At 69.2% G+C, this 12,817-nt stretch carries 15 protein-coding genes and 1 pseudogene; 8 read left to right on the top strand and 8 right to left on the bottom strand.

Going from position 1 to position 12,817, the window contains the following annotated elements:
- Positions 1-4 precede the first annotated feature (4 nt).
- Positions 5-754 (bottom strand): thiamine phosphate synthase, encoded by a 750-nt coding sequence (gene thiE / locus ON04_RS06870; protein ID WP_010540861.1) that lies wholly within the window; start codon positions 752-754, stop codon positions 5-7.
- A gap of 40 nt (positions 755-794) precedes the next feature.
- Between thiE and thiO the strand changes: the two genes are divergently transcribed.
- From thiO to thiG, 3 genes are all read left to right on the top strand, one after another.
- Positions 795-1,991 carry a glycine oxidase ThiO gene (thiO, locus tag ON04_RS06875; protein WP_010540862.1) on the top strand — a complete coding sequence of 399 codons (1,197 nt, stop codon included), beginning with the start codon at positions 795-797 and terminating at the stop codon, positions 1,989-1,991.
- An 86-nt stretch (positions 1,992-2,077) separates the two neighbouring features.
- The gene (thiS, locus tag ON04_RS06880; protein WP_010540863.1) at positions 2,078-2,278 is read left to right on the top strand and encodes a sulfur carrier protein ThiS; all 201 of its coding nucleotides are present in this window, start codon (positions 2,078-2,080) and stop codon (positions 2,276-2,278) included.
- 37 nt (positions 2,279-2,315) lie between these two features.
- Positions 2,316-3,086: a thiazole synthase gene (thiG, locus tag ON04_RS06885; RefSeq protein ID WP_029457944.1), complete on the top strand. Its 771-nt coding sequence runs from the start codon at positions 2,316-2,318 to the stop codon at positions 3,084-3,086.
- 26 nt (positions 3,087-3,112) lie between these two features.
- Here thiG and ON04_RS06890 read toward each other — a convergent pair whose 3' ends face one another.
- Positions 3,113-3,778 (bottom strand): DUF1707 SHOCT-like domain-containing protein, encoded by a 666-nt coding sequence (locus tag ON04_RS06890; protein ID WP_010540865.1) that lies wholly within the window; start codon positions 3,776-3,778, stop codon positions 3,113-3,115.
- A 199-nt stretch (positions 3,779-3,977) separates the two neighbouring features.
- Between ON04_RS06890 and ON04_RS06895 the strand changes: the two genes are divergently transcribed.
- Genes ON04_RS06895 through ON04_RS06905 form a run of 3 tightly spaced genes read left to right on the top strand, consistent with a single transcriptional unit; the run spans position 3,978 to position 6,932 of the window.
- Entirely contained in the window at positions 3,978-4,892 is a 915-nt protein-coding gene (locus ON04_RS06895; RefSeq protein WP_029457947.1) for an ABC transporter ATP-binding protein, read from the top strand.
- A complete protein-coding gene (locus ON04_RS06900; RefSeq protein WP_010540867.1) occupies positions 4,889-5,653 on the top strand; it encodes an ABC transporter permease in 765 nt (254 codons plus the stop codon). The genes ON04_RS06895 and ON04_RS06900 overlap by 4 nt, the downstream gene beginning before the upstream one ends.
- Before the next feature lie 49 nt (positions 5,654-5,702).
- Positions 5,703-6,932: a CapA family protein gene (locus tag ON04_RS06905; RefSeq protein WP_010540868.1), complete on the top strand. Its 1,230-nt coding sequence runs from the start codon at positions 5,703-5,705 to the stop codon at positions 6,930-6,932.
- A gap of 28 nt (positions 6,933-6,960) precedes the next feature.
- Here the strand turns inward: ON04_RS06905 and ON04_RS06910 are convergent.
- Positions 6,961-7,235: pseudogene (locus ON04_RS06910) on the bottom strand (phosphomethylpyrimidine synthase ThiC); the annotation flags it as partial.
- A gap of 190 nt (positions 7,236-7,425) precedes the next feature.
- Between ON04_RS06910 and ON04_RS06915 the strand changes: the two are divergent.
- Together ON04_RS06915 and ON04_RS06920 are read left to right on the top strand one after the other, a co-directional pair.
- Positions 7,426-7,722 (top strand): GNAT family N-acetyltransferase, encoded by a 297-nt coding sequence (locus tag ON04_RS06915; protein WP_010540870.1) that lies wholly within the window; start codon positions 7,426-7,428, stop codon positions 7,720-7,722.
- A gap of 166 nt (positions 7,723-7,888) precedes the next feature.
- Positions 7,889-8,359, top strand: a complete 471-nt coding sequence (locus ON04_RS06920; protein ID WP_010540871.1) for a CD225/dispanin family protein — start codon at positions 7,889-7,891, stop codon at positions 8,357-8,359.
- A 64-nt stretch (positions 8,360-8,423) separates the two neighbouring features.
- Here the strand turns inward: ON04_RS06920 and ON04_RS06925 are convergent, their stop codons facing one another.
- The 5 genes from ON04_RS06925 to ON04_RS06945 all read right to left on the bottom strand — a co-directional run bounded on the left by ON04_RS06925 (position 8,424) and on the right by ON04_RS06945 (position 12,726).
- Positions 8,424-8,840: a CoA-binding protein gene (locus ON04_RS06925; protein ID WP_010540872.1), complete on the bottom strand. Its 417-nt coding sequence runs from the start codon at positions 8,838-8,840 to the stop codon at positions 8,424-8,426.
- A 395-nt stretch (positions 8,841-9,235) separates the two neighbouring features.
- Positions 9,236-10,129 carry a polyphosphate kinase 2 gene (ppk2, locus tag ON04_RS06930; protein ID WP_010540873.1) on the bottom strand — a complete coding sequence of 298 codons (894 nt, stop codon included), beginning with the start codon at positions 10,127-10,129 and terminating at the stop codon, positions 9,236-9,238.
- Positions 10,130-10,132: 3 nt separating this feature from the next.
- The gene (locus tag ON04_RS06935) at positions 10,133-10,933 is read right to left on the bottom strand and encodes an exodeoxyribonuclease III (RefSeq protein WP_010540874.1); all 801 of its coding nucleotides are present in this window, start codon (positions 10,931-10,933) and stop codon (positions 10,133-10,135) included.
- Between the two features lie 43 nt (positions 10,934-10,976).
- Positions 10,977-12,074 carry a GNAT family N-acetyltransferase gene (locus tag ON04_RS06940; protein WP_010540875.1) on the bottom strand — a complete coding sequence of 366 codons (1,098 nt, stop codon included), beginning with the start codon at positions 12,072-12,074 and terminating at the stop codon, positions 10,977-10,979.
- The gene (locus ON04_RS06945; RefSeq protein WP_010540876.1) at positions 12,067-12,726 is read right to left on the bottom strand and encodes a peptide deformylase; all 660 of its coding nucleotides are present in this window, start codon (positions 12,724-12,726) and stop codon (positions 12,067-12,069) included. The genes ON04_RS06940 and ON04_RS06945 overlap by 8 nt, the downstream gene beginning before the upstream one ends.
- Positions 12,727-12,817: the final 91 nt, after the last annotated feature.

Here is a 12,817-nt window from a genome sequence, read left to right on the forward strand (position 1 = left end):
GGCGCTACCTCGTCACGGCGTCGCGCAGTTCGCGGGCTGCGGCGGTGGGGTCAACGGCATCCGTGATGGCGCGCACCACCACGATCCGCTCCGCGCCCGCGGCCAGCACCTCGGGCAGGTTGGCGGCGTCGATTCCGCCGATCGCGAACCACGGCTTCCCGGCCAGACCCACTCCGGCGATCTTGGCCGGGCTGCTCAGTCCAGCCGCGTGCCGCACCAGCTCCGGCCCCGGCGCGTGGCGGCCCGGCTTGGTCGGGGTGGGCCACACCGGGCCGGTGCAGAAGTAGTCGAAGAGCGGGTCGGCCGCGGCCGCGTCCACCTCGTCCGTGGCGTGGCAGGAGATCCCGAGGATCACGTCGTCGCCGATGATCCGGCGCGCCCATTTCCCCGGTAGATCGTCCTGCCCGACGTGCAGCACGTCGGCGCCGGCAGCCGCGGCGATGTCAGCGCGATCGTTCACCGCCAGCAGCGCGCCGTGAGCGTCGCACACCTCGCGCATCACCGCCAGCGCCCGCAGTTCGTGCCCGGCCTCGAGCGGCCCGTGCTCCCGCTCTCCGGCGGAGTTCTTGTCCCTGAGCTGCACGATGTCCACGCCGCCGGCCAGCGCGGCCGTGACATCGCGGCGTAGCGCCGGGTAGCTGCCGGTCCAGCCCTGCGCACGGGCGTGCTCGTCGAGGTGCCGGCGGGTGTCGATGCAGAGATAGAGGCGGGCGTCGGCGAGGCGGGATCGGAGGTCGGCTGCGCGGGAGGTCATGGTCTCAACCGTAGGACACGTCCCGACTAGGCTTGCCGCCATGACCGCCGACGTCCGCCCGCCCGCCGCGAGCAGCTCCGTCTCTGACGCAGGAGTGGGCGCGCGCCGGGTAGCGGTGGTGGGTGGATCGGTGATCGGCCTGGCCTGCGCGTGGTCGCTGGCCCGCTCGGGAGTGGCCGCGGAGGTGGTGATCCACGAGCCCGACGACTCCGGGCCCGACGGAGTCCCCACCGGCGGCGCCTCCTGGGTGGCGGGAGGCATGCTCGCACCGTTCAGTGAGGCCTGGCCGGGGGAGGAGACGGTGTTCGCGCTCGGGGTGAGCTCGCTGCGCATGTGGCCGGCGTTCCTGGAGGCGCTCGAGGCGCATCGCCCACCCGGGCCGCCGATCCGCACGGCCGCGTACACGCACCTGTTGGCTGTCGACGACGCCGACGCCCGTGATCTCGATATGGCCATGAGCTGGGCTGCCCGCCAGCCGGAGCCCGCCACCGGCTCTGCCTCCTCCGCGATCACGGAGGCGGACCTGCGCCGCGTCACCCGCCGCCAGCTCCGCGAGGCCGAACCGTCCTTGGCCCGCGTCGCCCGTGCCGCCTACCGCATGGACTCCGAGGGCTCAGTTGACAACCGGATCCTGCTCGCCGCGCTGACCCGCGCCTGCCGCGCCGAGGGTGTGACGTGGGTGCGCCGGGCCGTGACCGACCTCGACGACGTCGACGCCGATCGCGTGGTCCTGTCCGCGGGCTCCGGCTCGGCGGAACTGGCGGAGCTGCCCGTCCGCCCGGTCAAGGGCGAGGTGCTGCGACTGCGTGCCCGGCCGGGCTGCGAGGACCCGCCCGTCGGTGTGGTGCGTGCGTTCGTGCGGGGTCGGCCGCTGTATCTGGTCCCGCGCGAAGGCGGACTCGTGGTGGGCGCAACCCAATATGAGCACGGCGATGACCGACAGGTCACCGTTGCCGGAGTTCGCGATCTGCTCGCGGATGCGGAGACCGTCTTCCCCGGCATCGGCGAGTACGAGCTGGCGGAGACCATTGCCGGATTGCGGCCGATGTCCCCGGACAACCTGCCGATTCTGGGCGCCGACGCCAACGACCCGCGCCTGATCCACGCCACCGGTCACGGGCGTAACGGGATCGCGCTGACCCCGGTCACGGCGGCCGCCGTGCGGGCCGAGGTGCTAGGACTGCCCGTGCCGACCGCCGCGCTCGCCGCCGGACCGGATCGGTTCACCCGCGCGTGATCGGCTCCGCCGCGCCGGGTTCACCGGACCCGGCGTGAGTTGACTACCGTGGAGGGCATTGCACCGTCTTTTCCGCAGGAGGAATCATGATCGTCCGTGTGAACGGGGAGGACCGCACCCTCGAGGATGGCGCGACCGTCCGGGCACTCGTCACCGAGCTCGACCTGCCCGAGGAGGGCGTGGCGATCGCGGTCGACGGCATGGTGGTCCCCAGCTCGGGCTGGGACGCGGCCCCGTTGGGCTCCGGCGCGGAGGTGGACGTCCTCACGGCGGTCCAGGGTGGCTGACAACACCGGCCCCACAACCTCGGACCTGGTCGCGAGCGTGTTGGATTCCCCGCTGGTCATCGCCGGCGAGGAACTGGGTTCGCGACTGATCACGGGCACCGGCGGCGCCGGCAACCAGGAGGTGCTGCGCGAGGCATTGATCGCCTCCGGCACCGCCCTGACCACCGTGTCAATCCGCAAGGTGGACCTGCGGCTCGGCTCGGACGGCGTCGGGCTGCTCGGACTGCTGAAGGAACTCGGAATCCGTCCACTGCCCAACACCGCGGGCTGTCGGGGCGCAGCGGAGGCGGTCAAGACGGCCCGGCTGGCCAGGGAGGCGCTCGGCACCAACTGGGTCAAACTCGAGGTGATCGCCGACGAGCGCACGCTGCTGCCCGACGGGGTGGAACTCCTCGAGGCTGCCGAGGACCTGGTCGATGACGGCTTCGTCGTCCTCCCGTACACCACCGACGACCCGGTCCTCGCGCGCCGACTCGAGGACGTGGGCTGCGCGGCGGTCATGCCGCTGGGCGCGCCGATCGGCACCGGGCTGGGCATCTGCAACCCGCACAATATGGAGATGATCGTCGAGCGTGCCGGGGTGCCGGTGATCTGTGATGCCGGGATCGGCACCGCCTCCGACGCCGCTCTGGCCATGGAACTGGGCTGCGATGGCGTGCTGCTGGCCACCGCCGTGACGCGCGCCGAGAATCCGCCGCTCATGGCCGCGGCGATGCGCGAGGCGGTCCGGGCCGGGCATGCCGCCCGCGTGGCCGGCCGTATCCCCAAGAGGTTCTGGGCGCAGGCGTCCAGCCCGCCGGTCGACTGACCCCTGGCCGGGTAGGCCGCGCGGACCTAACTCTCCCGTCGGGGAACGCGCCTGACCCCGACCCCGCCCATCAGCGCCAGTCCGGTCACCCGGACGGTCGGGGCACCGGGAGGGGCCTGCCGCACCGGCCTGGGGTCCTGCTCCCAGGCGCCGGACTCCTCGGCGAAGCCACCCATCAGCCCGAAGCCGTCCATCACGAGGTTTAGATCGTCCGGAACGAGGATCTCGATGCCACCCCACACGGCGAACGCCCGGACGGTCACCTCGCTCGACTGCAGGTAGGCCTCCCGCAGATCAATCGTGATGCCGCCCATGACCGCCACCGCGATGTGACTGGTGGCGAGGGTCCACGGCCCCGAGCGGTCGCATCCGCTCATCACCGCCACCGACGCGATGGTTCCGGTCTGGCCCGTGACGCGGCTGGCCGGAGTGCGGTCATCCCGAGAATCGGGCCACAGGGCCGGAGGAAAATCCATATCGCCGTGGGCGGGTGACAGGTCGACTGTCAGCTCGGCGAGCTCGGTCCGGAATCGCGCCTGGTAGACCTGTTCGGTGCGTTCGTCGAACTCGCTCACGGTGAGCCGCCCCTCCGCGAACGCCTTCTGGAGGAGCCTGGCGGTCTCGTGACGCTCCGCATCCGAGGCCCGCACCGCGGGGCGATTGTGGTCCGGGTCGGACGTGCCGTGGTCCATACCAGCCGAGCTTAAGGGGTTACCAGCCGTGCCGTAGCCGTCTCTGCCCAACTCCACTAGACCAATTACAGGGCGCATTCCACGACCCTGCACGACAGCTTGCGCGGCGGCACTGCGGTCGGTGACCTCGATCACTCCTGTATGCGCGCTGAGTAGGTGGGCCCACGCTCTCCGAACCTCGTCAGGCACACTGGTGACCATGATCGAGGTACGGAATCTCACCAAGCGCTTCGGCGCGTCCACGGCGGTGGACGATCTCACCTTCACGGTGCGCCCGGGCGTCGTCACCGGCTTCCTCGGGCCCAACGGCGCGGGAAAGTCCACGACCATGCGGATGATCGTCGGACTGGACACGCCCACATCGGGCGAGGCGTTGGTCAACGGCACGCCGTACCGGGAGCTGGAGAACCCCGCGCACACGGTCGGCTGCCTGTTGGACGCCTCGTGGACGCACGCCAACCGCTCGGCCGGTTCTCACCTGAAGATGATCGCGGCGGCCGGCGGTTTCGCACCCTCCCGCGTGGACGAGGTGTTGGGTCTGGTCGGCCTCTCCGACGTTGCGGGCCGCAAGGTCGGCGGCTACTCGCTGGGTATGCGTCAGCGTCTCGGACTGGCCACCGCCATGCTCGGTGACCCGGACGTCCTGCTGTTCGACGAGCCGGTCAACGGTCTCGATCCGGAGGGCATCCTGTGGATCCGCCGGTTCATGCACTCGCGCGCAGCCGAGGGCCGCACGGTGCTGGTCTCTTCGCATCTGCTGTCGGAGATGGCGCAGACGGCCCAGGACCTGGTGGTGATCGGTCGCGGAAAGCTGCGTGCCGAGACCTCCGTGGAGTCGTTCCTCTCGGCCGCTAAGTCCTCGGTCGTCCTGCGGACGCCGCACGTGGAGGAGTTCGCGTCGGCAGCACGCGAGGAGACAGTCAACGCCACGTTCGACCCGGCGCAGGGCGTTTTCCTCATCGAGGGGGCCAAGGCCGAGCAGATCGGGGACCTGGCCGCGAGCCTCGGGATAACCGTCCATGAACTGCACGAGAAGCGGGCGTCCCTGGAGGAGGCCTTCATGGCCCTCACCGAGCACGACGTCGAGTACCACGGTCAGGAGTCCGCCCGATGAACCTGCTGAAATCCGAGTGGATCAAGGTCACCTCCACCAAGAGCGCCTACTGGCTCTACGGGATCGGGATCTTCCTGGCGGTGGGTCTGGCGGTGCTGTTCGGTCAGCTGGAGCAAAGCTCGAGCGGTGATCCGATCGTGGGTGAGCCCGGCGGCGGCAGCGACCCGCTGTTCGCGCTCGCGGGCGTCAGTGTGTTCACCGTCCTCCTGACGTGGATCGCGGCGATCGTCGCGGTCACCGGCGAGCACCGCTATCACACGATTCGGTCGACGTTCCTGGTCACGCCGTCGCGCTGGCCCGCCATTCTCGCCAAGACGGCGCTGTTCACAGTGCTGTCGATGGTGGTGGTCGCGGTGGCCGTCGTCGTCTCGCTCCTCGTGGCGGGCGGACTGTCGGGCAACGAGTCGTGGACCCCGTTCTCCGGGGACGGGCTGCAGTACATGTGGCGTTTCCCCGTCTACGCGGGCCTGGGCACGGTCGCGGTGATGGGCCTGGCGAACATCATGCGCAACGCCGCGGGTACTATCTCGCTGTTCCTGGTCTGGATCCTGGCCCTGGAGGGCATGGTCTCCATGATCCCCAAGGTCGGTACCGATATCGCCGGCTGGATGCCGTTCGCCAACGGTGATTTCTGGACGCAGGGCGAGACTGCTCGCGGACACATCACCTGGGGTGAGTGGCCCGCGTTCGCCCTGTTCGCGGCCGTATGCGTGGCCCTGTGGCTCGTCGGCCTGGTGGTCACGCTGCGCCGGGACGCCTGACCCCGCGACGCCGCGCCCGGTGTCGCCCGAGTGAAGCGAGTGACATCCGTTGGCGTCGTTTTCCACCCCTGCCGCCCGGGCCCGGGATGCCGCCGCGCGGGCTGAGCGTTCCGCCGCCCGCCGAGCCGCACTCCGCGGTCCGGGGGCGCGGCGCGGGCTGGCCGCTGGCACGGTCGGGCTCGTCGTGGTGCTTGCGGTCGGTCTGCTCGGGGGAGTGGCGCTGGGCCGAGTAGGGACGCCCTGGAGCGGCGCGGAGTCTGCGGAAGCCCGCGTTCGGGCCGGCGACGACGAGGCCACGCAGAACACCCCACCCGTGCGGCCCGCGGAGCGGATCACACTGGCCTTTGCCGGGGACGTCCACTTCGAGAACCATCTCGCGCAGCTGGCCACCACGCCCGGCGCGCTGGCCGAGTTGCGCTCGACTCTGGGCGCCGCGGACGTGTCGATGGTCAATCTCGAGACCGCGCTCACCGAACGCGGCACACCGGTGCCCGGGAAACCCTTCACCTGGCGAGCACCGGCCCAGGCGTTGGATGCGGTCGCGGGTGCGGGCGTCGACCTGGTGACCATGGCCAATAATCACGCGGTGGACTTCGGCGATGAGGGCCTGGCCGACACGTTCGACGCGATCGAGGCCTCCCCGATCCCGGTGGTCGGCATCGGTCGCGACGAGCAGGAAGCGTTCGCGCCCGTGGTCGTTGATGTGCGGGGAGTCAAGGTCGCTTTTGTGGGCGCCTCGCAGATAGTCGAGGAGACCACTAGCTATTACGCGGCGGGACCGTCGAGTGCGGGGATCGCCTCGGCGCTGCCCCGGGGCCGGCTCCTACAGGCGGTCCGCGAGGCCCGCGAGGAGGCTGACGTAGTGGTGGCCTACGTGCACTGGGGGCTCGAGGGCTACACCTGTCCTGGTGACGAGGCGATCGCCTCCGCCGAGGCGTTGGAGGCCGCGGGAGCGGACGTGATCCTGGGCGATCACGCCCACCGCGTCAACGGCGCCGGCTGGGTGGGCGACTCGTACGTCCACTTCGGACTCGGAAACTTCGTTTACTACCTGAACACCGAGCCGGCCGGCCACACCGGCGTGCTGACCGTGACCGTGGACGTGCCCGCCTCTGACGAGCCGCGACCCGATAGCCCACTGGTGACCGACGCCGACTGGGACGCCATGCTCATCTCCGGTGACGGCATCCCGCGCAGGCAGGACGAGTACACCACGCAGCGGCTGCAGCAGACGTTCGAGGCGTCTAGAGAGTGCACGCCGGCCCGGGCGACCCCGTAGCCCGCACGAGCCCTGCTCGAGCTCGGCCCGACCCGGCTCGCGGCCCGGTGGCCCGCTTCGCCACGAGCGGCACGTGACGCAGCAGCAGGCCGGCGTGGATGGTCATTCGACGCACTGCTCACGCTGCTCGATAACTGTGTCGCGGTACAGCTCCCAGGTTAGGGCTGCAGGGTCGCCGTCGACCTTGTCCAGAGTCTGGTAGATCGGCTGGGTTCCCACTGGGACCGGCAAGTTCCGTAGGATCCACTCCCGCGTGGCGTGGATGTCCTTGCCGGTGGACAGGTCCATGATCGTGTCCGCACCTCAGCGGGTGGCCGGGGTGGGACACCTCGCGGTGGGCGGGCAGGTTCGACCATCGACAACCCGACTGGCCGTGCTCTCAGCCCGCGCTCCGAAGCGGGCCCCCGTGTGGATTCGATATGAAGTTGTGTCGGACGAGCGTAATGCGGGGGTAGGGTCGCAGGGGAGAAAAGGTCGTCCCTAAGGAGTCCTCATGGCCGCCGGTACGTCGCTGAAGTTGGTCCACAACACCGATAGAGATCGGTTCGAACTCTGGGACGATGACGAATTCTTGGGCCTCGTCGGATACGAGATGGACGGCGATGTCTTTATCCTGCTCCACACCGTGATCGAGGAACACTACGGACAGCAGGGCATCGCCCGACTGCTGGTCAGCCTCGTTCTGACCCGGATGCGACTGGACGGTTCCAAGATCCGGCCGGTCTGCAGTTACGTGCGTCGCTTCCTCACCCGCTTCCCCGAGTACCAACTGCTCGTGGCAGCCCACTGATTCCGATCGGCTGACCTCGGCCGGCTGACCTCGGCCGGCTGAACCCGGCCGGCTGAACCCGGCCGGATGAACCCGGCCGGCTAAGCGGACCAGACCGCGGCCGGCGGCGTCCCGGGCTCGCCGTAGGCTGGGAGTCCAGACGACCCGCTACCGCAGAGGACAGTTGATGACTTACCCGCCGCAGGATGACATTTCCGGCCAGGACTCCTTCGGACAGGAGCCCTATGGCCAGGGGCTCTATGGTCAGGAGTCCTACGGGCAGCAGGGCTCGTACGGTCAGGAGTCCTATGGGCAGCAGGGCTCGTACGGCCAGGGCGGCTACGGTGCGCAGGCCGCGCCGTACCCCGGGCAGGATTCCGTGACCGCCAACCCGGCCGGAGCTCCCGGGCCGCCGTCGAACGTCGGATGGGCCGTCGCGTCGATCGTGTTCTTCTGGCCTCTCGCGTTTGTCGCAATGACTCGCGCTCTTGAGGTCTATCCGCTGTGGGCGGCTGGCCGCCACGCCGAGGCGGAGGCCGCGAGCGCCACGGCCAAGAAGCTCGGAATGATCTCTCTCGCCGTGATCGCGGCGTTCTTCGTGCTGTACGTGGTCTTCATCATCGTCATGGTCGGGTTGGCTTCCTACAGCGGTTACTGACCCGCCACCCGACGCGGCGGCCCGGAGCCCGTAGCCCAATCCGCAGCCCGGCCGCCGTGCGGTGTCAGCCGATGCCCAGGAGCGGCGCTTCGATCGCCGGGCAGGTGTTCATGACCACGTCGAGTCCCGCATCCTTCGCGCGCCTGGCCGCATCCTCGTCGATCACGCCTCTCTGCAACCAGACAGCTTTGGCGCCCTTGGCGATCGCGTCGTCCACCACGGCGCCGGCGAGGTGGGAATTCACGAATATGTCCACCACGTCGATATCGCCGGGAACGGATGCGAGATCCGGGTAACCCTGCTGGTCGTGAACTGTCTCGGCCTTGGGGTGGACTGGAACGATCTCGTGACCGAGGTCCCTGACGTATTCGGCGATCCCGTATGCGGTGCGCTCCGAATTCGAGGACAGGCCCACCACTGCCCACCTGCCCTTTTCGGTGAGTAGGCGCTTGATGACATCTCGATCGTTGAAGTGGCTCATACCAAGTGCAATGCCCGCGGCCGCGCAGACATTCCCGCCGCCTCACTCTCGGCCACCCCCGGGCATCCGCACCCGCGCCTGTTCTGCCACACCCGGCACTTCCGCACCCGCGCCTACCAGCTCTCGATAGTTTCAAGCAGCTCCTGCCCGCGTTGTCCGCCCGCCCCGCATCCGCTACCCGCCATGCACTCGCGCGGCGACCGCGGCGGTGGCGGGAGTTCATCGCGGGTAGCGGGTGCGATTTAGGTGTACAGGCGCGGGTGCAGATGCGCGGGAGCTGGGGAGGCGGACGTGTTCGGGCAGTCCCCGACTGGGCGTGTGCGCGGTGTCTGCCCTCGCCCGCTCGGTCAGTCCCCGACTGGGCGTGTGCGCGGTGTCTGCCCTCGCACGCTCGGTCAGTCCCCGACGGCGTCCTTGCCGCGCCGGACGATCTTCGGATCCGGAGCAAACACGACCTGGGGATCCTTTTCCGGGTAGTCGTACTGGTTGAGGAAGTAACGCATCGCGTTGATGCGCGCCCGCTTTTTGTCGTTCGACTTGATGGTGATCCACGGCGCGACGTCGGTGTCGGTACGCCGGAACATGGCCTCCTTGGCCTCGGTGTACTTGTCCCACTTGTCCAGCGACTCCAGGTCCATCGGCGACAGTTTCCACCGACGCACCGGGTCGAGCTGACGGATCGCAAACCGGGTCTTCTGCTCCTCGCGCGTGACGGAGAACCAGAACTTGGTGACCCCGATCCCCGAGTCCACCAGCATCTTTTCGAACATGGGCGCCTGCTCCATGAACGTCTCGTACTGCGAGTCAGTGCAGAAACCCATCACCCGCTCCACGCCCGCCCGGTTGTACCAGGAGCGGTCGAATAGCACGAGCTCACCGTGGCTGGGAAGGTGGCTGACGTAGCGCTGGAAATACCACTGGTGCAGCTCCGTCTCCGTCGGCTTGATCAGTGCCACGACCCGGGCCTGGCGCACATTGATGTACTCGGTGAATCGCTTGATCGTCCCGCCCTTGCCGGCCGCGTCACGGCCCTCGAACACGATCACCTGCCGGTGTCCGGTCTCGGCCTGCCACCGCTGGAATTTCAGCAGTTCGATCTGCAGGAGGTACTTCTCCACCTCGTACTGATTGCGGTCCATCCGCTCGTCGTACGGGTAGTTCTCGCGCCAGGTGTCCACCGCCCTGCCGTGGATGTCGATCAGGTCGGGGTCCTCGCCTTGGTCGTCGCGGACCGTGAACCCCTCGGCGCGTAACCGGTCGATGTAGTGCCGCAGCTGGAAGGTGGACATGACTCAGCCGAGGTCGACGACGACGGGGGCATGGTCGGAGGCGCCCTTGCCCTTACGTTCCTCGCGGTCGATCGACGCTCCGGTCACGTGGGCGGCAAGAGCGGGGGAGTGCAGCTGGAAGTCGATGCGCATCCCCTTGCGCTTGGGAAAGCTCAGCCCGGTGTAGTCCCAGAAGGTATAGACGCCCGGGCCCGGCGTGTACTGACGGGTGACTTCGCGGAAGCCGGCGCCGTCGAACGCGGCGAACGCCTGCCGCTCGGGCTCGGAGACGTGGGTTTTGCCGTCGAAGACCTCCATGTCCCACACGTCTTCGTCGAGCGGGGCCACGTTGAAGTCGCCCACAAGAGCCACCTGGGCGTCGGGGTCGGCGGCGAGCTCAGCGGAGGCGTGGTCACGCAGTCGGGCGAGCCATTCCAACTTGTAGGTGTAGTGCGGGTCTGCCAGCTCGCGGCCGTTGGGCACGTAGAGGCTGTAGACGCGGACGCCGTCGCAGACCGCGGAGATGGCCCGCGCTTCCGGATCCTGCGAGGCCTCGGGGTCCTTGTGGAAGCCGGGCATGCCATCGAATCCCAGCTGCACGTCCTCCAGGCCGACCCGCGAGGCCACGGCGACGCCGTTCCATTGGCTGAGCCCGTGGTGGGCAACCGTGTAGCCGATCTCCTCGAATGCCTCGTGCGGGAACTGCTCGTCCTTGCACTTGGTCTCCTGCATGGCCAGGACGTCCACATCGGAGCGTTCGAGCCACGCCACCACCCGGTCACGACGAGCACGGATTGAGTTGACGTTCCAGGTGGCCAGGCGCATGAACCGCAGTCTATTACCCGTGCCCGCACCCCGCACGGAGCGATCAGGTGGGGTCGACGACGACGAGGTGCCGCAGCGAATGGTGTGGCTGCAGTCCGAGCTTGGCCCAGAGGCCGCGGCCGGCGGTGTTGTCGGCAAAGACGTGCAGGTTCACCTCCTGCGCTCCCAAGCCGAGTCCCCATTCGGTGAGCGAGCCGGTGACGATCTCGGCCAGGCCACGCCGGCGGTGGCCGTCGGCGGTCTGCACGCAGGACACGGCGATGCGGGGCGCGCCGTCCGGGCCGGCGGTCACGGCGCCACGGGCGATCGCGGCCAGTTCGCCCCCGTCGGAGAGACGGGCAAAGACGACGTGGCCGCCGGGCCCGGGATCGCCTGCGGCCGCGTCGGCGGTGGCGAGCATCGCGGGTCGCACGCGGTCGGGGGCCAGGTCGGCGGTGGCGTGGTAGAGCGCCAGCCAGTCGTCGTCGGGCGACTCCGCCAATGTCACCGCGGGCCGCGAGTGCGCCGGGAACGCGGCATCCACCACGTCCAGCAACTCGCGGCTGTCGGCGGTGCACAATAGCAGGTCGCGGTCGGCCCGGATCCGTGCGGGATCCACGGGCACGCCGTCGAGCATCATCTGATCGGACTTGACCAGCCGGTCCACGTCCACCAGGCGCAGCGGCAGACCGCGGGCCGCATACCAGTCGCGCACCCCGTCCACGTCTCGGCAGTCGGCCCACGGCAGTACCGGCACCGCCGAGTCACCGCGGTAGGACCAGTCGTCCCCGGCCCGGCAGAACCAGCCGTCGACAATCTCGAACTCCGTGCCCGGCCACGCCAGCGCGCTCGCGAACTCGCGGGCCCGGACATCGCGGGCCCGCACCGGCTTGGGCGGAAGAACCTTGAGCACGGCGATGTCGGCGTCCGGGATCCGCAACTCCTCGCCGGACTCGCGGCGCACGACGAGCTCCGGCTCGAGCGACACCACGTGACCGATCACGTCCGTGTACAGGTGCGAAGCCTGACCCGGCTCGAGATGCCGACGCACGACCACGCGTTCGCCCACGGCCACCTCGCGGCCCGCGTTCCAGCGCGATCGGCCAGAGAGCCCACGGTCGGGCTGGGCCGGATCCGAAGAACCGTGGGGCTGCTCAACCATGGAGGGGGCTGATCTCGTCGTCGTCATCATCGTCGCCGAACGGGTCGGGTTCCGTGGCCGGATCCCAGCTCAGGCCCGGCACGCCCCACCCCTCGTCGCGGATATGGCGCTTGGCGGCCTTCTTGTTCCGGCCGATCAGATGGTCTGTGTAGAGGAAGCCGTCCAGGTGGCCCACCTCGTGCTGGAGGCAGCGGGCGAACAGACCGTAGCCCTCCACGGACACGGGTTCACCGTGCTCGTTGGTGCCGGTGACGCGGGCCCACCAGGCGCGGCCGCGCGGGAAGTTGATGCCGGGAACGGAGAGGCAGCCCTCCATGTCCTCCTCGGGATCCGGCATCGTCTCCGGGATCTCGCTCGTCTCGAGCACGGGGTTGATCACGCATCCGCGACGCGTCACCCAGTCGCCGCGGGCCTCGACCTCCTCGCGGGACAGGCTGCCCCCGTCCTCGGTGTCCAGATCGGGGCAGTCGAAGACGAACAGTCGCTTGCTCACGCCGATTTGATTGGCGGCCAGGCCCACGCCGTGGGCGGCGTCCATCGTCTCGTACAGGTCCCGCACGAGCTCGGCGAGCTCTTCGGGGGACTCGGTGACGGGCTCTGTGGGGGCGTGGAGTGCGGGGTCGCCGAGGATGACGATGGGACGGATGGCCATGGCCACAGATCCTAATGCGGACCTGGCATCGTGTCGGATTCGTGTGGTTCACTACGGGGGAATCACATTGGTGTGATCCGAAGATCTGACG

It is taken from the genome of Dietzia alimentaria 72 (assembly GCF_000226215.1).
GTDB classification, from domain to species: Bacteria; Actinomycetota; Actinomycetes; order Mycobacteriales; family Mycobacteriaceae; genus Dietzia; species Dietzia alimentaria.

Coding starts and splice junctions, on each gene's coding strand:
- thiE (WP_010540861.1), bottom strand. CDS start 754: ATGACCTCCCGCGCAGCCGACCTCCGATCCCGCCTCGCCGACGCCCGC.
- thiO (WP_010540862.1), top strand. CDS start 795: ATGACCGCCGACGTCCGCCCGCCCGCCGCGAGCAGCTCCGTCTCTGAC.
- thiS (WP_010540863.1), top strand. CDS start 2,078: ATGATCGTCCGTGTGAACGGGGAGGACCGCACCCTCGAGGATGGCGCG.
- ON04_RS06890 (WP_010540865.1), bottom strand. CDS start 3,778: ATGGACCACGGCACGTCCGACCCGGACCACAATCGCCCCGCGGTGCGG.
- ON04_RS06895 (WP_029457947.1), top strand. CDS start 3,978: ATGATCGAGGTACGGAATCTCACCAAGCGCTTCGGCGCGTCCACGGCG.
- ON04_RS06900 (WP_010540867.1), top strand. CDS start 4,889: ATGAACCTGCTGAAATCCGAGTGGATCAAGGTCACCTCCACCAAGAGC.
- ON04_RS06915 (WP_010540870.1), top strand. CDS start 7,426: ATGGCCGCCGGTACGTCGCTGAAGTTGGTCCACAACACCGATAGAGAT.
- ON04_RS06920 (WP_010540871.1), top strand. CDS start 7,889: ATGACTTACCCGCCGCAGGATGACATTTCCGGCCAGGACTCCTTCGGA.
- ON04_RS06925 (WP_010540872.1), bottom strand. CDS start 8,840: ATGAGCCACTTCAACGATCGAGATGTCATCAAGCGCCTACTCACCGAA.
- ppk2 (WP_010540873.1), bottom strand. CDS start 10,129: ATGTCCACCTTCCAGCTGCGGCACTACATCGACCGGTTACGCGCCGAG.
- ON04_RS06935 (WP_010540874.1), bottom strand. CDS start 10,933: ATGCGCCTGGCCACCTGGAACGTCAACTCAATCCGTGCTCGTCGTGAC.
- ON04_RS06940 (WP_010540875.1), bottom strand. CDS start 12,074: ATGGTTGAGCAGCCCCACGGTTCTTCGGATCCGGCCCAGCCCGACCGT.
- ON04_RS06945 (WP_010540876.1), bottom strand. CDS start 12,726: ATGGCCATCCGTCCCATCGTCATCCTCGGCGACCCCGCACTCCACGCC.